We start from the raw sequence: 20,023 nt of genomic DNA, 5'->3' as shown, positions 1-20,023 counted from the left end.
CGCTTGACTCATAGGTAGGTGGTGGCAAGCGCATTTCAAGAGGTTTTTTTGATGAATAAATTGCGCCGTGATGCCTTGAAATACCTGCAGTTGCCACTACTATGCGCGCCGTTCGGCATTGCTGGCGCTGCGGTGGCGGCAGCCAGGGCCGGGCTTGCGCAGCCCGTCAAGCTGGCATTGGTGGAGAGCCTTTCGGGTCCGTTTGCGAACACGGGCGAGGCCGTGTTCCGCAACCTGCTGTGGGCGACCGAGCGGGTGAACGCGCGTGGTGGTGTGCGCCTGGCCGACGGTCTGCATGAGCTCGTGATAGAGCGCTATGACAGCAAAGGCCAGAATGAAGAGGCGCTGTCGGCGTTGCGCTCAGCCATAGACAATGGTGCGCGCATCATCATGCAGGGCAATTCATCGGCCACGGCGGCAGCGCTTCTCGACGCCATCGACAAGCACAACAGCCGCGACCCTTCGCGCCGCGTGCTGTACCTGAACTACTCGGCGGTGGATCCGGCACTGACCAACGAGCGCTGCAGCTTCTGGCATTTCCGTTTTGATGCCCATGCCGATATGCGCATGGCCGCGTTGATGGAGGTCATCAAGGACGATAAGGCCGTGGACAGCGCCTATCTGATCGGACAGGACTACAGCTTTGGCCAGGCCGTGCTGCGCGAGGCCAGGCGCCAGCTTGCCGCGCAGCGCCCCGATGTGCGCATCGTGGGCGACGAGCTGCACCCTGTGGGGCGCGTCAAGGACTTTGCGCCTTATGCGGTCAAGATCAAGCAAAGCGGCGCCCAGGCCGTGATCACCGGCAACTGGGGCAACGATTTGATGCTGCTGGTCAAGGCAGCGCGCGAGGCAGGCTACGAAGGGCGTTTCTACACCTTCTACGGCAATGCCCTGGGCGCCCCGGCGGCCTTGGGTGATGCCGGTGTGGGCAAGGTGCTGGCCGTGGCCGACTGGCTGCCGAATGTGCCCACGGCAGAGAGCCGGGCCTTCTACCAGTCCTTCCGCCAGCGCTTTCCCAGGCCTCAGGACGACTATGTGCATATGCGCATGCAGCTCATGATCGAGGCTCTGGCACAGAGCCTCGAAAAAGCCGGCAGCACGGACACCGTCGCCGTGGCCCACGCCATGGAGCATGCCAGGGTGCAGATGGCGGGACGCTCGGGCAGCATGCGGGCGACAGACCACCAGTTTCAGCAATCGCTGGTGGTGGGCATGATGGAAAAAAGAGGCAGTGCTGGCGTGGACTTCGATGTAGAAGGCTCGGGCTACGGCTTCAAGGTCGTGCGAGAGATTGCGGCGGCCAGGGCCGAGATGCCCGGCCAGTGCCAGATGAAGCGCTTTTGAGTGGCTGGATAACTATCGAATCAATAGCTGCCAGCGCTTATTGGGAAAGCGCTGGCGCCCGAATTAATCTAGTTGCGTTTAGCAGAGGCGGTCTGGCTGGCCAGATAGGCTTCATGTACCTCACGTCCCAGCTCTATCACCGACAGCGCATAGAACGCTGACCAGTTATAGCGCGTGATGACGTAGAAATTCTCGGTACCCGCGATGTACTCCGTGGGGCCGGAGCTGCCGTTCTTCAGCTCTATGAGCGCCAGTGGACGCTCATAGCTGTCGGCGCCGAGCACCCGCACTTCGCGTTCTGCCATCTGCGCGGCCGTGAACGTGGGGTTGATATCGGGCGCCAGCAGGGTTGCCAGATTCTCTCCCTGGGCGCGCATGTCCACGGTAAACGCCGTCGGCAGGCCCGGCTTCCAGCCGTGGCCGACGAAGTAGTTGGCGACCGAGCCAATGGCGTCGGTGGCGCTGTTGAACAGGTCAATGCGACCGTCACCGTCAAAGTCGACTGCGTATTTGTCCCAGCTGGTGGGCATGAACTGACCCAGGCCCATGGCGCCGGCATAGCTGCCGCGCAGGGCAAACGGGTCGCTGCCCGTGCGGCTGGCCGTGACCAGCACCTGCTCGAGCTCGCCACGGAAGTAGTCGCTGCGGGCCTGTGCCCGGGGGTGGGCCTGCGGAAAATCCAGTGCCAGCGTCGCCAGTGCATCCATCACGCGAAAGTTGCCCATGTTGCGGCCGTAAATGGTTTCCACGCCGATGATGCCGACGATGATCTCTGCGGGCACACCGAACTGCTGCTCGGCACGCGCGAGTGCCTGGCGGTTGGCCTGCCAGAATTGCACGCCGGCGCGTATGCGCACAGGGTCGATGAAGCGGCTGCGGTACACCGTCCAGTTCTTCACAAAGGTCTTGCCAGCCGGGGTCACCAGGCGTGTGACCACGGGCATATTGCGTGCCTCGCTCAGTTGTGCGCGCACCCAGTCGACAGGCAGATCGCGGCGGGCAGCGATTTCGTCGGCCAGTTGCATGGCATCGCTCCGACCGGCATAGGCCACGGCCGTAGCGGCTGCAGCCGTGACTGCTGCTGCCGGTGCCGCCTTGCGGACGGCCTTTTTGGCCGGTGCGGCGATGGCGCCGGCGGTCAGCAGGCACAGGGCCAGAGTGCTCAATGTTCTAGTCCTGAAACGATTGCTCTGATTAGGGTGAATGCTCATGTTTTTAATTCTTGATGGTTTTGGGGCCAGCGCTGCTTCAGGATGGACTGCCAGCGCCGGCGCAAGATCTTCAGTTCGTTGGCTTCGGTGCTGGAGGATGGTGCATAGCGTAGCCTCTCCATGTCCAGCAGCCAGTCGGATAAGGCCGCAGCCATGGAGGCGGATGCTGATTCCTCGGCCCAGCGCTCCTGCACGCGGCGCGAGAGGCTGCGTGCAGAATCGCTGGCGCTACTTGCTATGCCGGCGCGCTTCAGCCGCAGCCTGGCAGTGTGCATGAGCTGAGCCCAGCCATCGCGCTGCGGTCGTGTGGCGCGGGCCCAGATCAGCCACAGCAGCGCCAGAGCGCTCAAGCTGCCCGCCAGCAGGCGCAGCAGATCCGTCCAGCTCGGCGACTCGAAGCCCAGGCTCTGCAACAGATTGAGCTGACGGCTTTGGGTGTAGTTGATCACCCACTGGTTCCAGCGGTTGTTGACGGCCTCCCAGACGGCACGCAGCTTCTCCAGCGTGCCGGTATCGACGAAGTTGCCAACGGCGCTGGCAAAGGCGCCGGGGGGGGGCACTCAGGCGCTGGAACTGGCCGACCCGGCTGGGTGCAACAGCGCCCGTCGGGTCCACACGGACCCAGCCCCGGCCGGCAATCCAGACTTCGGTCCAGGCATGGGCATCGCTGTTGCGCACGGTCCAGTAGTTGTCCACGCTGTTGCGGTCGCCGCCCTGGTAGCCGGTCACGATGCGGGCGGGGACTCCCATGCCGCGCATGAGCACGGCAAAGGCTGAGGCGATGTGCTCACAAAAGCCTTGCTTGCTGTCGAACCAGAAGTCATCGGCGGTGTGGACGCTGTCCACCACGCCGGGATCCAGTGTGTAGGTGTAGCCGCCGGTTTTCAGGCGCTGCATGGCGGCAGCGATCAGCCTGTCCGTATCCGCATCGGTGCCCGGTTGAGCGCGCAATTCGGCCCGCAATTGTTCGCCCAAAGCCCGTGTGCGCGGGTTGCTGCCGGCTGGCAGTTGCAGATAGCGCCTGAGCTCGGGCGTGAGCTGCAGTGGTCCATGGCTGAAGTCGAGATAGCTTTGGGCATCGACACGCAGCACATCGGTAATCGGGCGCCAGCTCAGCCACTGGAGGCTGGAGCTCATGCGCAGCCTGCCTACCGAGGCGCCCGGCGGAATCTGGGGTTCGGCCCTGGCGGCGTCCAGCAGCGTCAGCCAGCGGCGCTTGCTGGGCTCGATCAGCATCTGATAGCGAACGGGCTCTCCGCTCACGCGCAGCTGAGGCATCGCCATGGCGTCAAGCACAGGGTCGGCCTGCCAGTTGCGACCATCGAACTGGCTGAGCACGGGGCCGCGAAAGTACAGGGTGTTGGCGGGCGGCTCCTGGCCTCCGGGAGTATCGAATCGGATGCGCAGGGCTACGCTATCGTCCAGAGCCAGCGCGGCGACTTCGCCCACGCGCATGTTTTCGGACAGGCCCGAGCGACCGGCCATATCGTCGGACGGTACGCCCCATAGCGGCGCCATGCGCGGAAAGAACAGAAACAGCGCCACCATCACGGGCGCGCCCCAGAGTGCAAGCCCGCTCGCGGTGCGCAGTGCCTGCATCAATGGCGGCTTGCCCGCCGTCATATGGGCATTGACCAGGGCCGTGAGCAGGCCCATCAGTCCCAGGACCATGGCCACGGCGGTGGGCAGGGACTGGGAATAGAAAAAATTGCTGAGCAACACGAAGAAGCCCAGAAAGAACACCACCATGGCATCGCGCCGGGCGCGCAGTTCCAGTGTCTTGAGCGCCAGCAGCATGACGATCAGGGTCACACCGGCATCGCGGCCCACAATGGTCTTGTGCGTAGCCCAGGTGGCTGCAATGGCAACAGCCAGTGTGCCCGCCAGCACCCAGCGGCCGGGTAGGGGGGCACCCGTCAGTGCCAGGCGCGCGCGCCATAGCAACAGGGCTGCGGCAAAGGTGCAGGTCCACCAGGCAGTGTGCTGGATCTGCGGCAGCATGATCCAGGCGATGACGGCGAGCAGAAACAGGGTGTCTCGTGCATCGCGCGGCAGGGCCGTCAGGCGCTGTCGCCAGCTGCCCTGTATGGGCCTTCCGAAGGTTGCGGTGTTGTTCATCGCCGGGCTCCCCCGGGATGAGGATTCGTCTTGCGGACGGGCAGTGACCACTCGCTGCGGAGAACGTGTGTGCTGTGTTTTTTCATGGGCAGGCGGCCAATGCTTCGAGGCAGCGCGTGGTGTGCTGTGCACCGCTGGCCGGTGCGATCTCCTGGCCGCCCGGCAGGCGCAGGCCCCAGGTGCGGCCTTGCTGCTGAGCCATCAGCACCCAGGCGGCAAGGCGGGACAGACGCGCCTCATGGTCGGCCAGGCCGGTATGGCGTACATCAAGCCAGAGCCGGTGATGGTGGGCCATGGGCCGGTCGCGGCTGACCAACTGGTGACCGCCTGTTGCAAAGGACTGAGCCGCTTTCTTCCACACCACCAGCTTGAGCGGGTCGCCATTCTGATAGCTGCGCACGCCATCGAATTCGTCACCGCTGCGCACCTGGGCACTGCTTTGGCCGCCGGCTCCGGGACTGGCGGCTGGCAGCGGCGGGGCATGGGTTTCAGGTGCGGGATAGACCCAGACTTCGGTGTGGGGCCGCCATAGAGCCCAGACGCGAAATGCGCCCAGCGGGTAGCGAGTGAGTATGGAGACGGCGGGCAGCTCCTGCCGGCCGCGGCGCGTGGGCATGAAGCTCAGCTGCACGGCGGTGCTGCCCTGCTCGGGGATATCGACCCAGGTCCAGGCATCAGAGTGATCAGCGCTTTGCCGGGCCTGGTGCAAGGCGAGGCCTATGCCCCAGCGGCGCGAGCGGCGGGCATTGTGCAGACTGATATGCATAGGGCAGGGCGCATGGGCAAAACAGCCGCCCGATGCATTGCCTTGCGAACCTGCGCCGCCGAGGCTCAGTTGCAGACCGCGCAGATTGCCATGGCCCACAACCATGCTGGCGGCGGCGCTGCCTGCTAGCAGAAACGTGAGCAGATAGCCCAGATTGAGCTGGTAGTTGATGGCTGCGATCAGTAGCACGATCAGCGTGGCCAGCATGGCCCAGCCCGCGCGTGAGGGAAGGATGTAGACATTGCCCTGGGTCAGCGTGAGTTGGTCGCTGCGCGGCAGACGCGCAAACATCCACTCGCGCACCCTGGCACGGGGAGAGAACCGCCGGAGGGTATTGGATGCTTCTGGCTGTTTGCCCTTTGATGCCGGGCGCTTCATGCTATGAAATTCATGGCGAAGTCCATCGGCATCAAGACAGCGCAACGGCCTGCATCATGGCGCGCACCTGCTCCACGGCACCACGGCCGGCATGGCCCACGGGAACCAGACGGTGGGCAATCACCTGGGGCAGTATGGCTTGTACATCGTCGGGCGCCACATAGTCGCGGCCCTCCATCAGCGCGATGGTCTTGGCCGCACGCAGCAGCGCGATGCCTGCGCGTGGCGACAGGCCCTGGGCAAACCACTGGCCGTTGCGTGTGGCAGCAATCAGGTCCTGTACATAGTCGAGCAGGGCGTCGCTGGCATGCACGGCCAGTGCCGCGGCCTGCAACTGCTGCAGCTCCTGCTCGGAGATGACGGGCAGCAGCGCATCGGCAGCGGCGCGGCGGCCATTGCCCGCGAGCAGCTTGCGCTCGGCATCGCGCGAGGGATAGCCAAGGTTGATGCGCATGAGAAATCGGTCCAGCTGGCTTTCGGGCAGCGCAAAGGTGCCCAGTTGTTCCAGCGGGTTCTGGGTGGCAATCACAAAGAAGGGGGCGGGCAGGCTGTGGGTCTTGCCCTCGGTGGTGACCTGGCGCTCCTCCATGGCTTCCAGCAGTGCGCTCTGGGTCTTGGGGCTGGCCCGGTTGATTTCATCGGCCAGCAACACCTGGGCAAACACCGGCCCGGGGTGGAACACAAAAGCCTCCTGGCCACGGTCGTAGATGGAGACGCCCGTGAGGTCGCTGGGCATGAGGTCGGCAGTGAACTGCACACGCGAGAACTGCAGCCCGAAACTGCGTGCCAGCGCATGGGCCAGGGTGGTCTTGCCTACACCGGGAACGTCTTCGATCAGCAAGTGACCGCCTGCCAGCAAACAGGCGACACCGTCTCTGACCTGATCCGGTTTGCCCTCCATCACCGTGTTAAGCTGACTCAAAAGCGCATTAATTGTGTTCTGTGCATGCATGGCAGAAACATATCCTAAATAAGCGATAGCGGAGACATGACTGTGGGCAAGACAGGTTATTTCACCCACCGGGATTGCTGGTTGCACGAGATGGGGCCGGGCCACCCAGAATGCCCGGCGCGGCTGGATGCGATAGAAGACAGGCTGCTGGTCAGTGGCGTGGGCGACGCGCTGGAGCGCTGCAATGTGCCGCTGGCCTCATTGGCCGAGATTGAGCTGGCGCATGACCCCATGCATATTGCTGCCCTGCAGGGTCTGACAGACAGACTGGAGCAGGAGCTGGCCGCCGGCGGGCCTGAGTACAGGCAGCTCGACACCGATACCTCCATCAACCGCCACACCTTCAAGGCCGCATTGCGCGCTGCGGGCGCCACGCTTGCTGCTACCGATGCAGTGCTGGCCGGTGAACTGGAAAACGCTTTTTGCAGCGTGCGTCCGCCCGGACACCATGCCACGCGCAACCAGGCCATGGGCTTTTGCTTTTTCAACAATGTGGCCGTGGGCGTCAAGTATGCGCTGGAGCGTCACCATCTCAAGCGCGTGGCCGTGATCGACTTTGATGTGCATCACGGCAATGGCACGGAAGACATCCTGGCCGGAGATCCGCGCGTGTTGATGTGCGGCATTTTCCAGCACCCGTTCTATCCGTTCAGCGGCGACAAGGATCCGGCATCGAACATGCTGAATGTGCCTGTGGCCGCGTACACCAAGGGCATGGACATTCGCGAGATCATCGAGATGATGTGGATTCCGCGCCTCGAAGCATTCAAGCCCGAGATGATCTTCATCAGTGCCGGCTTTGATGCACACCGCGAAGACGATATGGGGCAGCTTGGCATGACGGAAAACGACTTTGCCTGGATCACCACGCGCATCAAGGACATTGCACGGCGCTTTTCCAGGGGCCGCATTGTTTCCTGCCTCGAAGGCGGTTATGTGATGGATCCGCTGGCGCGCAGTGTGGAGGCGCATCTGCGCGTATTGGCCGATATCTAGTCCGAAAGCAGGGAGACAGCGATGAGCGATTCCTTAGTGCAGCTGAGCCAGGACGAGCGCGGCGTGGCGCGCATCACGCTGAGCGATCCGCAGCGCTTCAATGCCTTGAGCAGTGAAATGCTTGCGGCCCTGCAGTCGGCGCTGGATGCCGTGGCCAGGGACGAGCAGGTGCGTGTGGTGGTGCTGGCGGCCGAGGGGCGGGCCTTTTGCGCAGGGCACAACCTCAAGGATATGGCCAAGAACACGGAACTGGCTTACTACCAGCAACTGTTTGCCCAGTGCAGCCGCATGATGCTGTCGATTCAGAAGCTGCCGGTGCCCGTCATTGCAAGAGTGCAGGGTATTGCAACGGCTGCAGGCTGCCAGCTGGTGGCGCAATGTGATCTGGCCGTGGCCAGCAGCGATGCTCGCTTCGCCACCAGCGGTATTCAGTACGGCCTGTTCTGCTCCACGCCCAGTGTGCCGCTGGTGCGCAACATGCCCATCAAACAGTCCATGGAGATGCTGCTGACGGGCGAGTTCATCGATGCGCAGACGGCTCTGCACTTCGGTCTGCTCAATCGTGTGGCCGAGCCTGAGCGGCTCGATGCCGCCGTGGAGGAGCTGGTGGCGGCGATTGTGAGCAAGCCTCGTACGGCCATCAGGATGGGCAAGGAGCTGGTCTATCGTCAGCGGGAGATGGGACTGGAGTCGGCCTATCAGCTGGCGGGCCAGACCATGGCCACGAATATGCTGGATGCCGACGCACAGGAAGGTGCCCAGGCTTTTCTCGAGAAGCGCAAGCCTGGCTGGTCTTGAAACCTCGGCCATCGCCTGCCGGGCTGGCTGATCCGGGCGGATGCTGCAGCCACGCATCGCGGTCTTGTGCTTCAGGCCCGTCCATTTGAACGACGAGGCTGCTTTCAGGCGGTGTTACCGTGAGACTTGTCTGAATGCAGGCATGGCGTTGATGGGCTCAATTCCTAGGTATTACCCTGATTGGGCTCATCTGATACCCATGATTTCGCATGGCTTGTGCATAAAATAGAACGGTCGTTCTTTTTATGCCAGTCCGCTTGCGAAGGTTGCTGCGCAGTTCTCCAGGCAGATTGTCTGGAAAATTGTGCAGAGAGTGTTGCAGTGCCGCATAAAATGAATCCAGTTTACGTAAACGTCAATGCAGTAATCATTAAGGAGCCGCAGCAATGAAGGTATTGGTCCCTGTCAAGCGCGTGGTGGACTACAACGTCAAGGTCCGCGTGAAGTCGGACGGCACGGGTGTGGACATCGCCAACGTCAAGATGAGCATGAACCCCTTTGACGAAATCGCCGTCGAAGAAGCCGTGCGCCTGAAGGAAAAAGGCGTGGTCACCGAAGTCATCGCCGTCTCCTGCGGCGTGGCCCAGTGCCAGGAAACCCTGCGCACGGCCATGGCCATCGGTGCCGATCGCGGCATCCTGGTCGAGACCGATGTCGAGCTGCAGCCCCTGGCCGTGGCCAAGCTGCTCAAGGCCCTGGTGGACAAGGAGCAACCCGGTCTGGTCATCTGCGGCAAGCAGGCCATCGACGACGATGCCAACCAGACCGGCCAGATGCTGGCGGCCCTGGCCGATCTGCCCCAGGCCACCTTCGCCTCCAAGGTTGAAGTCGCCGGCGACAAAGTCAACGTGACCCGCGAAGTCGACGGTGGCCTGGAAACCGTGGCTCTGGCCACGCCCGCCGTCATCACCACCGACCTGCGCCTGAACGAGCCCCGCTACGTCACCTTGCCCAACATCATGAAGGCCAAGAAAAAGCAGCTGGACACCTTCAAGCCCGAAGACCTGGGCGTGGACGTGACGCCTCGCCTGAAGACCGTGAAGGTCTCCGAGCCTGCCAAGCGTGGCGCTGGCGTCAAGGTGGCCGATGTGGCCGCTCTGGTCGACAAGCTGAAAAACGAAGCGAAGGTCATCTAAGGCCCCCTGAGCCGCTTCGCGTCATCCCCCGCAGGGGGACGACACCCTCGGTGCGGGGCGGCCCTTCCTCGGTGTCCCGCGCCTGAGTCGTGCCAGATGGGCCGGCTGCGGGTGATGCAGGCACCATGAAAAATTCTAGAGAAAGACGACTGAAATGACCTCTCTCGTTATTGCAGAACACGACAACGCTTCGATCAAGACTGCGACCCTGAACACCGTGACGGCTGCCAAGGCCTGCGGCGGTGATGTACATGTGCTGGTGGCCGGCGAAGGCGCTGCCGCTGCGGCCGCTGCGGCCGCCCAGATCACCGGTGTCTCCAAGGTCATCCATGCCGACGGCGCCAGCCTCAAGGACGGCCTGGCCGAGAACGTGGCGGCCCAGGTGCTGAGCATTGCCAGCAACTACAGCCACATCCTGTTCCCCTCGACCGCCTCGGGCAAGAACGTGGCGCCCCGCGTGGCCGCCAAGCTGGACGTGGCCCAGCTCAGCGACATCACCAAGGTCGACTCCGCCGACACCTTCGAGCGCCCCATCTACGCGGGCAACGCCATTGCCACCGTGCAGTCCGCCGATGCCGTCAAGGTCATCACCGTGCGTACCACGGGCTTTGACGCAGCAGCTGCCACAGGCGGCTCTGCGGCCGTGGAAACAGCCGCAGCCGTGGCCGACAGCGGCAAGAGCAGCTTTGTGGGCCGCGAAGTGACCAAGAGCGAGCGTCCCGAGCTGACGGCCGCCAAGATCATCGTCTCCGGCGGTCGCGCGCTGGGCTCGGCCGAGAAATTCCAGGAAGTCATGTCGCCGCTGGCCGACAAGCTGGGAGCTGCCATCGGCGCTTCGCGCGCTGCGGTGGATGCGGGCTATGCGCCCAACGACCTGCAGGTGGGCCAGACGGGCAAGATCGTGGCGCCGCAGCTGTACATTGCCTGCGGCATCTCGGGAGCGATCCAGCATCTGGCGGGCATGAAGGACTCCAAGGTGATCGTGGCGATCAACAAGGACCCCGAGGCACCGATCTTCTCGGTGGCCGATTACGGGCTGGAAGCCGATCTGTTCACCGCCGTGCCCGAATTGGTCAAGGCGCTGTAATTTGGCGCACATCAAAAGAGGGGCTTCAAGCCCCTCTTTTTCCATGAGAGTCTGGCTCGCACAGATCAGGACATCAACAATAATTCGGCAGCTGCATGGGCGTTTCAGACCCACTGCATTGATGGAGAGGGAGACTCTGATGAATCGCAAGCATTGGGTGTTGGCGCGAGCCGGTTTGGTCGCGTTGTGTGCGGGTGCCGCTTTGGCGGCGCAGGCCTGGACGGTGGGGCAGGTGGCTCCGATGTCGGGGGCTGAAGCCAGTCAGGGGCGCGCCTATGCGCAGGGCATGCGTCTGTACTTTGACCAGGTCAACAAGGCTGGTGGTGTGCAGGGCCAGCCTGTGGAGCTGGCTTCGCTGGATGATCTGGGTCATCCCGAAGAGACCGTAGCAAAGACCCGCAAGCTGCTGAGCGAGTCCAAGCCCGTGGTGCTGGCCGGCTATTTCGGCAATCGCAATCTTTCGGCCTTGCTGGAGAGCAAGTCACTGGATGGCTCGCAGATTCCGCTGGTGGGCTATCAGAGCACGGACACCCGTGTGCTGGCGTCGTCGCATATGTTCTCCACGCGGGCAGGATTGGTAGAGCAGGTTGCAAAGATTTCCACCCATCTGGCCACTGTCGGCATCACGCGCCTGGCCCTGGTGTTTGAGGAGCGTCCCGACGCCCAGGAACTGACGGCCCTGGTCACCAAGGCCGTGAATCCCAGTGGAGCCAAGCTGGTGACCTCGGCCATGCTCAAGAGCCGAAGCGGCTCGGACAAAGCCGTGCAGGAACTGCAGGCTTCCAAGGCTTCGCCCCAGGCCATTTTGCTGGTGGCTTCCAGCCCCGCCACTGCGGCCTTTGTCGAGGCTTATCGCATGGAGGGCGGTACGGCCCAGATCTATGCCACGGCCGAGGCGGATATCGAGCAGTTGGCCAAGCGCCTGCCTGTGGAGTACATGAGCGGTCTGTCGATCGCCCAGGTAGTGCCCAGTCCTTACAAGGTCTCGGGCAAGCTCAACAAGGAGTTCCGCGATGCGACGATTGCAGCCGGCAAGTCGCTGGACGTGCCGGTGAGCTTTGCCATGATGGAAGGCTATGTGAATGCCAAGGTCATCGTGGAGGCCATGCGTCGCAGCCAGCCGGTAACGCCTGAAAAGATGAGCGCCGCCCTGCGCGGACTGGAGTCTTTTGACCTGGGCGGCTACTGGGTGAACTTCAAGTCTGGGCAAGTGGGTTCCAAATATGTGGACCTGTCCATCGTCAACGCCGCAGGACGTGTGACGCAGTAAGAAACCAAGGCCTGACACGCATCGCGTTCAGGCCTTTTTTGCAGTCACTTCCATCACGATGATCCGCCGTGCAAAACAGATGCAGAAGCTGTTGCCCAGGGGACAGGAAGTGGCGCAATGGCAGGCGAAACTGGCCGCTGGCCAGTCGGACGAGGCCGCTGTCGGCACAGGAGTGCAAAAAGTGGATCGTTCATCGAACTGCTTCTGAAATAAGAGCTGTCAACGTATCTGGAACAGGCGCTACAGCCCTTTTACATACAAAACGAAGAAGGAGACAACATATGTCCAAGCTACCACCCGTTCTTAAAAAGCTGGCTTTGCCTGTCATCGGCTCGCCGCTTTTCATCATCAGCAATCCCAAGCTTGTCATCGAGCAGTGCAAGGCCGGCATCGTCGGCTCCATGCCTTCGCTCAACGCCCGTCCAGCCGAGCAGCTGGAGGACTGGCTGGCCGAGATCACCGAGACTTTGGCAGCCTGGGACAAGGCTCATCCCGATCGTCCTTCGGCACCATTCGCCATCAACCAGATCGTGCACAAGAGCAATGACCGTCTTGAGCACGACATGCAGGTCTGTGCCAAGTACAAAGTGCCCATCATCATCACCAGCCTGGGTGCACGTGAGGATGTGAACCAGGCCGTGCATAGCTGGGGTGGCGTGGTGCTGCACGACATCATCAACAACAAGTTTGCGCGCAAGGCCATTGAAAAAGGTGCCGATGGCCTGATTGCCGTGGCAGCCGGCGCAGGCGGCCATGCAGGTGTGAAGAGTCCGTTTGCCCTGGTGCAGGAAATTCGTCAATGGTTTGACGGCCCGCTGGCCTTGTCCGGCTCGATTGCCACGGGGGGAGCGGTTCTCGCGGCCCAGGCGATGGGTGCGGACTTTGCCTATATCGGCTCGGCCTTCATCGCCACCGACGAGGCGCGTGCCGTGGAAGCCTACAAGCAGGCGATTGTCGAGGGCAACTCCGATGATGTGGTCTACAGCAATCTCTTCACCGGCGTGCATGGAAACTATCTGGCACCCTCGATTCGTGCGGCCGGTCTGGATCCGGAGAACCTGCCCGAGTCCGACCCCAGCAAAATGAATTTTGGCGGAGGTGCGCAAAAAGCCTGGAAGGACATCTGGGGTTGTGGCCAGGGCATCGGCGCCGTCGACAAGGTTCAGCCCACGGCCGAGCTGGTCGCCCGCCTCAAGCATGAATATGCCGAAGCCAAGGCCAGCTTGCTGGCAGCCTGAAACAGGTTTGCGACTCTCCTGTGCCAACGGCGTCTTCGGACGCCGTTTTTCATGGGCGACTTGCTCGTTTGATGTTGCTCAAGCACGACTAAAACAAGGGTCAACCCTTAATAAATTGTCGCGAAGTTGATGGACATCAATGTAGGCCTGGTCCTGCAATTGGCTTTTGCATATCAAGTCATGATGATTGTCAAAAGAAGAGTAGTATTCCGTTAATTTCAGTAAATACTGAAAATTAAGAAATGCAGCAAACACCTTCTTCCTCAGCCGACAATCAGACCGATGCGACGCGTACCGCACTGGCGAGCGTCATCCGCCGCCCCAGTGCGGGCGCGGTATGGCAGGTGTTTGCCGGGCTGATCTGGCTGCCGCAGGCTGCCTTGCTGGCCTGGGCTGTGCAGCTCATGGCCAACGGGCAGGGCGTGGCGGCCGTCTGGCCCATGGCGGCGGGTGTGCTCATGCTGGGGCTGTTGCGTGCCTGGGCAGAGGGTCATGGCGGCTTGCTGGCCAACCGTGCCGCGCGCATGCAACTGAGCAGCCTGCGCGCTCTGGTGCTGCAGTCGCTGGCCCAGGCATCCCCGCTGGACAAGAGTCGCCCTGCCTCGGGTCAGGCTGCCAGCGCCATGGTCGAGCAGGCCGAAGCCATTGTTCCCTGGCTGGCGCGTTATCAGAGTGCGATGTGGCGTGTGCGTCTGCTGCCTTTGGTGATTCTGGCAACCGTGGCCTGGCAGTCTTGGGTGGTGGCCCTGATTCTGATGGTGGCCGCGCCGCTGATTCCGCTCTTCATGGCGATAGTGGGCTGGCGTGCCAAGGCGGCCAGTGAAGAGCAGATGCTGCAACTGGGCCATATGAACGCTTTCTTGCTGGACCGTCTGCGCGGTCTGAGCACGCTGCGCGCTCTGCATGCCGTGGATCTGACAGGCCAGCGACTGCGTGACCATGCCGAAGGTCTGCGCGCTCGCACCATGCGCGTGCTGCGAATTGCCTTTCTGTCTTCTGCGGTGCTGGAGCTTTTCTCTGCACTGGGCGTGGCCATGGTGGCCGTCTATATAGGCTTTCACCTGCTCGGCACGCTGAACTTTGGCGCCTGGGGCGACAAGCTCGGTCTGGGTCAGGCCATGTTCGTGTTGCTGCTGGCGCCGGCTTTCTTCGAGCCTTTGCGCGATCTCTCGGCCGTCTGGCATGACAGAGCGGCTGGCGAGGCAGCGCTGCAGACCTTGCAGAGCATGCAGACCCAGTCCGTGCGGATTGTTGGGGCGCAGCATGCCGCCGAAGCACCTTCGGCCAATGAACGGCTATCGCCTGGGCGGCCTGTGTCCGTAAGCGTTTGCGGGCTCGAGGTTCAGGCACCGGGCAGTGACTCCAGCCTCGCGCCGCTGTCCTTGCACATACAGGCTGGCGAACATGTGGCGCTGTGGAGTCCCAGTGGCAGTGGCAAGTCCGTGCTGCTTGCGCAGATTGCCGGCCTTTTGCCGGTACAGCAAGGCCGCATCGAACTCGATCGGCAAGCGCTCGATGCCAGCAGCGCAACGCAGCTGCGTCGGCGCATGGCCTGGCTGGGTCAGCTACCGCATGTCTTTGCCGGTTCGGTCGCACGCAATATCGCGCTGGGGCGCAGCTCGGTAGGGCCCGAGCAGATTGCCCAAGCCACGCGGCAGGCGGCACTCGACGAGACCCTGGCGCATCGCCCCGGCGCTAGCCTGGGCGAGGGTGGTGCAGGACTTTCCGGAGGCGAGGTGGTGAGGCTGGCCCTGGCGCGCATGGCTGCGCAGACGGAGGCCGGATTGCTGCTGGTCGATGAACCTACTGCCCATCTGGATCCCGAAACAGCGGCCCAGATCACGCAGTCCCTGCGCCATCTGGCCAAGGGGCGCACCATGTTGGTCGCCACCCACGACGCGCAACTGGCCGCGGCCATGGATCGCGTGATCGAACTGCCGCTGCTGCGACGGGCGCAGGAGCTGCAGTCATGAAGACGCGAGCCATTTCAATGCGCGAGATGCTCAAGCTGCTGGGCCGGATGGCGCCGCGCAAGCTCTGGCTGGGCGGCGCCGCGCTGGCAGCGCTCACGGTGCTGATGGGCATGGCCTTGCTGGGCCTGTCCGGCTGGTTCATCACGGCCACGGCGCTGGCCGGTCTGGTGCCGGCCACCGCTTTGGTGTTCGATGTGTTCATGCCGTCGGCGGGCATTCGCCTGCTGGCCGTGGGCCGCACCGGCGCCCGCTATGCAGAGCGTCTGGTGACCCACGACGCCACGCTGGCCGTGCTGGCCGCTCTGCGCCAGAGACTGTTTCTGAGCTGGGCTCGCCCACAGGCCGCCCGTCTGCTGCTGCAGCGCCCGGTCAGGCTGTTGCAGCGCCTGACCTCCGACGTGGACGCCCTGGACAATCTCTATCTACGCCTGCTGGTGCCGGCCGTAGCGGCGCTGGGCGCGGCCTTGCTGGCAGCTCTGGCCTACGGATTCATGCGCTGGTGGCTGGGCCTGTTGACGCTGGCGTGGCTGCTGCTGACTGGCTGGGGCATTGCCCTGTGGCATGGTTTGCGCAGCCGCAAGGCCGCCGTACGCCGTGCCATGGCACTGGAGGCCATGCGTGCCCAGACCGTGGATCTGGTTGCCGGCCAGACCGAGCTGCTGATGGCTGGTCAGTTGCCTGCCCAGCTGCAACAGGTGCTGCACAGCGATGCGCGCTGTGCTGGGGCCGATGAGCGGCTTTATCAATCCGAGGCGGCTGCAGCCAAGGCTTATGGTGTGGTGTCTGCCATGACCTTGAGCGCATCCGTGATGCTGATGGCCTGGCTGATGGAGCAGGGCCGTATCAACGCTGCGGTTGCTGCGCTGGGTATTTTGCTGGCACTATCTGCCCTTGAGCCGTTTGCCGCCCTGCGCAGAGGGGCTGAGCAGGCCGGGCGTACCTGGCTGGCGCTGCGCAGGCTGGCTCCCGCGCTGATGGTGGAGGCCGAAGCGGCAGAGAGCCTGCCGCAGCCCATGCAGACGATGGCCGTCAGCCTGCAGTCTGTCCGGCTTCGTCAATTGGGCCCTGTCGATCTGAACGTACGCCAGGGCGAGCACGTGGCACTGATTGGCAGCAGTGGTGCAGGCAAGACCAGTTTGCTGCATTTGATGGCGGGTGAGCAGCAGCCGGACGAGGGCGTGGTTCAGGCCCGCAGTTGCAGCTGGATGACACAGAGAACCGAGCTTTTCCAGGACAGTCTGCGCAACAACCTGAGGCTTGCCGATGCTAAGGCCGGCGACGAGCAATTGTGGGCCGCCCTGCAGGCTGCGGGCCTCAGAAGCGACGTCATGGCCTTGCCGCAGGGGCTGGACACCATGCTGGGTGAGGGCGGCCTGGGCCTGTCCGGAGGCCAGTCGCGCCGGCTGGCACTGGCCAGGCTGCTGCTGAGCCCCGACCGTTGCTGGCTGCTCGACGAGGTGTGCGAGGGACTGGATGCCGTCACTGCTGCCGACGTTTTGCAGCGCCTGGCACAGGCTGCCGAGTGCGGCGCGCGAACGCTGATTTTTGCTACGCATTGGCAGCGCGAGGCGCGCCTTGCTGATCGCATCGTGTATCTGCAGGCCGGACAGGTGAGAGCGCAGGCCCTGCGCGGCACACCCGAGTTCGATCAGCTGATGGCGAGGCTGAGACCCGATGCCTTGGGGGCTGTTGCACCGCAGGACATATGTTTTTCCGATTGATTTTTGAAGTACCGAGAGAAAGGACCTGACCATGGACCTCGATATCGTCGATTTATCGCGACTGCAGTTTGCGATAACGGCGCTCTACCACTTTCTGTTTGTGCCGCTGACACTGGGCCTGTCCATACTCATCGCCATCATGGAGACGGTGTATGTGATGACCGGCCGTGCCATCTGGCGCGACATGACCAAGTTCTGGGGCGTGCTGTTCGGCATCAACTTCGCCATGGGTGTGGCCACCGGCGTGGTGATGGAGTTTCAGTTCGGCATGAACTGGAGCTACTACAGCCACTATGTGGGCGACATCTTTGGTGCGCCGCTGGCGATCGAGGGTTTGATGGCCTTCTTCCTGGAAGCGACCTTTGTCGGCCTGTTCTTCTTTGGCTGGGATCGTCTCTCCAAGGTCAAGCACCTGATCGTCACCTGCCTGATGGCCATAGGCACCAACTTCTCGGCGCTGTGGATTCTGGTGGCCAATGGCTGGATGCAGAACCCCGTGGGGGCGAGCTTCAACCCTCAGACCATGCGCATGGAAGTGAATGACTTCTTTGCCGTGCTCACCAATCCCGTGGCGCAGGCCAAGTTCGTGCACACGGTGTCGGCGGGCTACGTCATGGCCTCGCTGTTCGTGCTGGGCATTTCGGCCTGGTATTTGCTCAAGGGCCGTCACATCCATCTGGCCAAGCGCTCGATGACGGTGGCCGCATCCTTTGGTCTGGCCGCTTCGCTGTCGGTGGTGGTGCTGGGCGACGAGTCCGGCTATCTGTCCTCAGAACACCAGAAGATGAAGCTGGCGTCGATTGAAGCCATGTGGGAGACCGAGCCCGCACCGGCTTCCTTCACGGCCTTTGGCTTCCCAGACAGCGAGGCACGCGAGACCCACTTTGCCGTGCACATCCCATGGGTCATGGGCCTGATCGGCACGCGTTCGCTGGATACCCCGATTCCCGGCATCAACGAATTGGTCAAGAGCGCCGAGGGCAATATCCGCAACGGTATCGACGCCTACGACGCGTTGCAGACCATTCGCAAGGCCAAGACCGATGCCGAGATTCCTGCCGAGGCACGCCTGCGGTTTGAGAACAATGGCGCCAATCTGGGCTACGCCCTGCTGCTGATGCGCTACGTGGATGATCCCCGCAAGGCCACCGAAGCGCAGATCCACCAGGCGGCAATGGATACCGTGCCGCCGGTAGGGCCGCTGTTCTGGACCTTCCGCATCATGGTGGCCCTGGGCATGTTCTTCATCGTGCTGACCGGCACCTTCTTCTGGCTGGCTGCCCGCCACAAGCTTGATGCCTACCCCTGGCTGCTCAAGGTCGCCGTGTTCTCGATTCCGCTGCCCTGGATTGCCGCTGAATGCGGCTGGGTGGTTGCCGAGCTGGGTCGTCAGCCCTGGATCATCGAAGGTGTGCTGCCCACAGCCATGGCGGTTTCCAATCTGGGTGCGAAGACGCTGTTGCTGACCATTGCCGGCTTCGTGCTGATCTATACCGTACTGCTGGTGATCGAGCTCAAGCTGATGGTCAAGGCCATCAAGAAGGGCCCCGAGCATGAGAGCGAACCTCACCTCAGCCTCTACGAACCCATGATCAAGAAGCTGGCACGCGGCCAAAGCTGAGAGGAGCAACCAAATGATCTTGCATGAACTGATTTCATATGACGTGCTGCGCCTCATCTGGTGGCTGCTGCTCGGCGTGCTGCTGGTGGGCTTTGCCGTCACCGACGGCTTTGACCTCGGCGCCATGGGCCTGTTGCGGGCCACGGCCAAGACCGATGTCGAGCGCCGCACGGCCATCAACTCCGTCGGCCCCGTATGGGAAGGCAATCAGGTGTGGCTGATTCTGGGCGGTGGCGCCATCTTTGCGGCCTGGCCCCAGCTTTACGCCGTGTCCTTCTCGGGCTTTTACCTGGCCATGTTTGCCGTGCTGGTGCCGTTGATCCTGCGTCCCGTGGCATTCAAGTTTCGCAGCAAACATGAAGATGCTTCCTGGCGCAACCGCTGGGACTGGGTACTGTGCATTACGGGTCTGGTGCCTGCACTGCTGTTCGGCGTGGCCGTGGGCAATGTGATTCTCGGCGTGCCATTTCGTCTGGGCGACGATATGCGCATTTACTACGACGGCAGCTTCTTCGGCCTGCTGACGCCTTTTGCCCTGCTCTGCGGTCTGGTCTCGCTGTCCATGCTGCTCATGCATGGTGCGGCCTGGCTGATGTTCAAGACCGATGGCGAAGTCGCGAGCCGCGCGGCCCGCTATGGCAGCCTGTTTGCCGTGCTGACCACCTTGCTGTTTGCGGCCGCCGGCCTCTGGCTGGCTACGGGCATCAACGGCTATGTGATTACCAGCGAGATCAACCCCGTCGGTCCCTCCAACCCCTTGAACAAGACCGCAGCCGTGGCTGCCGGTGCATGGATGGCCAACTTCAAGTCCTATCCCTGGCTCTGGCTGGTGCCCGGTATCGGCTTGCTCATGCCGCTGATCGTGGCCATCGGCCTGCGCAGCCGTCGCGAATGGCTGGCGCTGCTGGCCAGCGGCCTGGCGATCGCGGGCATCATCCTGACCGTGGGCGCAGCCATGTTCCCCATGATCCTGCCCTCCAGCATCGATCCACGCTTCAGCCTGACGGTCTGGGACTCCTCCTCCAGCCATGTGGTGCTGTTCATCATGCTGGTCTGCGTGCTGATCTTCCTGCCCTTGATCCTGGCCTATACCAGTTGGGTGTACTCGGTGCTGCGCGGCAAGGTGGACGTGAAGGCCATCGTGACCGGCCAGGGCCATTCGTATTGAGACGGGGTGCCCCCCGGGACGCTGTGCTGCGACCTGCGTGGGCAGTCTAAAACTGGTGGGCTCATCCCATGGATGGGCTGAATGAAAGGAAATTTATGTGGTATTTCTCCTGGTTGCTGGGTCTGCCGCTTGCCGCAGCCTTTGCCGTGCTCAATGCGATCTGGTTTGAGTTGATGGATGACGAGGCAACTCGTCGCAAGCTTCTGGAGCGAACCAATTCGCTGCCGGACGCCTGAGTCGCGAAGA

General features: G+C 62.7%; 16 protein-coding genes and 1 pseudogene. 13 read left to right on the top strand and 4 right to left on the bottom strand.

Annotation, left to right across the window (positions count from 1 at the left end):
- Positions 1-51 precede the first annotated feature (51 nt).
- Complete coding sequence (locus O987_RS19705) at positions 52-1,344, top strand: branched-chain amino acid ABC transporter substrate-binding protein (RefSeq protein ID WP_043374242.1); 1,293 nt, start codon at positions 52-54, stop codon at positions 1,342-1,344.
- Positions 1,345-1,412: 68 nt separating this feature from the next.
- Here the strand turns inward: O987_RS19705 and mltB are convergent, their stop codons facing one another.
- From mltB to O987_RS19685, 4 genes and pseudogenes are all read right to left on the bottom strand, one after another.
- Complete coding sequence (gene mltB / locus O987_RS19700) at positions 1,413-2,555, bottom strand: lytic murein transglycosylase B (RefSeq protein ID WP_043374240.1); 1,143 nt, start codon at positions 2,553-2,555, stop codon at positions 1,413-1,415.
- A pseudogene (locus O987_RS19695) lies at positions 2,552-4,673 on the bottom strand (transglutaminaseTgpA domain-containing protein). Before O987_RS19695 ends, mltB begins: the two are co-directional and overlap by 4 nt.
- An 82-nt stretch (positions 4,674-4,755) precedes the next feature.
- On the bottom strand, positions 4,756-5,817 hold the full coding sequence (locus O987_RS19690) for a DUF58 domain-containing protein (protein WP_043374239.1): 1,062 nt from the start codon (positions 5,815-5,817) through the stop codon (positions 4,756-4,758).
- A 31-nt stretch (positions 5,818-5,848) separates the two neighbouring features.
- Positions 5,849-6,769 carry an AAA family ATPase gene (locus O987_RS19685; RefSeq protein ID WP_043374237.1) on the bottom strand — a complete coding sequence of 307 codons (921 nt, stop codon included), beginning with the start codon at positions 6,767-6,769 and terminating at the stop codon, positions 5,849-5,851.
- Positions 6,770-6,805: 36 nt separating this feature from the next.
- Here O987_RS19685 and O987_RS19680 point away from each other — a divergent pair, with 36 nt between their 5' ends.
- From O987_RS19680 to cydX, 12 genes are all read left to right on the top strand, one after another.
- Positions 6,806-7,765: a histone deacetylase family protein gene (locus tag O987_RS19680; protein ID WP_043374234.1), complete on the top strand. Its 960-nt coding sequence runs from the start codon at positions 6,806-6,808 to the stop codon at positions 7,763-7,765.
- 21 nt (positions 7,766-7,786) lie between these two features.
- Positions 7,787-8,563, top strand: coding sequence for an enoyl-CoA hydratase (locus O987_RS19675; RefSeq protein ID WP_043374231.1), 777 nt, complete (start codon positions 7,787-7,789; stop codon positions 8,561-8,563).
- A 386-nt stretch (positions 8,564-8,949) separates the two neighbouring features.
- Positions 8,950-9,699 (top strand): electron transfer flavoprotein subunit beta/FixA family protein, encoded by a 750-nt coding sequence (locus O987_RS19670; protein ID WP_019043881.1) that lies wholly within the window; start codon positions 8,950-8,952, stop codon positions 9,697-9,699.
- A gap of 154 nt (positions 9,700-9,853) precedes the next feature.
- On the top strand, positions 9,854-10,786 hold the full coding sequence (locus tag O987_RS19665; RefSeq protein ID WP_043374229.1) for an electron transfer flavoprotein subunit alpha/FixB family protein: 933 nt from the start codon (positions 9,854-9,856) through the stop codon (positions 10,784-10,786).
- Positions 10,787-10,925: 139 nt separating this feature from the next.
- Positions 10,926-12,056 carry an ABC transporter substrate-binding protein gene (locus tag O987_RS19660; protein WP_043374226.1) on the top strand — a complete coding sequence of 377 codons (1,131 nt, stop codon included), beginning with the start codon at positions 10,926-10,928 and terminating at the stop codon, positions 12,054-12,056.
- A gap of 79 nt (positions 12,057-12,135) precedes the next feature.
- Positions 12,136-12,264, top strand: coding sequence for a hypothetical protein (locus O987_RS29700; protein WP_255265059.1), 129 nt, complete (start codon positions 12,136-12,138; stop codon positions 12,262-12,264).
- A gap of 73 nt (positions 12,265-12,337) precedes the next feature.
- A complete protein-coding gene (locus tag O987_RS19655; RefSeq protein WP_019043877.1) occupies positions 12,338-13,294 on the top strand; it encodes an NAD(P)H-dependent flavin oxidoreductase in 957 nt (318 codons plus the stop codon).
- A gap of 242 nt (positions 13,295-13,536) precedes the next feature.
- The gene (gene cydD, locus O987_RS19650) at positions 13,537-15,267 is read left to right on the top strand and encodes a thiol reductant ABC exporter subunit CydD (protein WP_200879567.1); all 1,731 of its coding nucleotides are present in this window, start codon (positions 13,537-13,539) and stop codon (positions 15,265-15,267) included.
- Entirely contained in the window at positions 15,264-16,988 is a 1,725-nt protein-coding gene (locus O987_RS19645; protein WP_043374224.1) for an amino acid ABC transporter ATP-binding/permease protein, read from the top strand. Before cydD ends, O987_RS19645 begins: the two co-directional genes overlap by 4 nt.
- Positions 16,989-17,019: 31 nt before the next feature.
- Positions 17,020-18,609 (top strand): cytochrome ubiquinol oxidase subunit I, encoded by a 1,590-nt coding sequence (locus O987_RS19640; RefSeq protein WP_019043874.1) that lies wholly within the window; start codon positions 17,020-17,022, stop codon positions 18,607-18,609.
- Between the two features lie 13 nt (positions 18,610-18,622).
- Entirely contained in the window at positions 18,623-19,777 is a 1,155-nt protein-coding gene (gene cydB, locus O987_RS19635) for a cytochrome d ubiquinol oxidase subunit II (protein WP_019043873.1), read from the top strand.
- 95 nt (positions 19,778-19,872) lie between these two features.
- Positions 19,873-20,013 carry a cytochrome bd-I oxidase subunit CydX gene (gene cydX / locus O987_RS19630; RefSeq protein ID WP_019043872.1) on the top strand — a complete coding sequence of 47 codons (141 nt, stop codon included), beginning with the start codon at positions 19,873-19,875 and terminating at the stop codon, positions 20,011-20,013.
- Positions 20,014-20,023: the final 10 nt, after the last annotated feature.

This window comes from Comamonas testosteroni TK102, from assembly GCF_000739375.1.
Lineage (GTDB): Bacteria > Pseudomonadota > Gammaproteobacteria > Burkholderiales > Burkholderiaceae_C > Comamonas > Comamonas brasiliensis.
The sequence above is the reverse complement of the archived record's forward strand: the minus strand, read 5'-3'. Positions and strand labels throughout refer to the sequence as shown.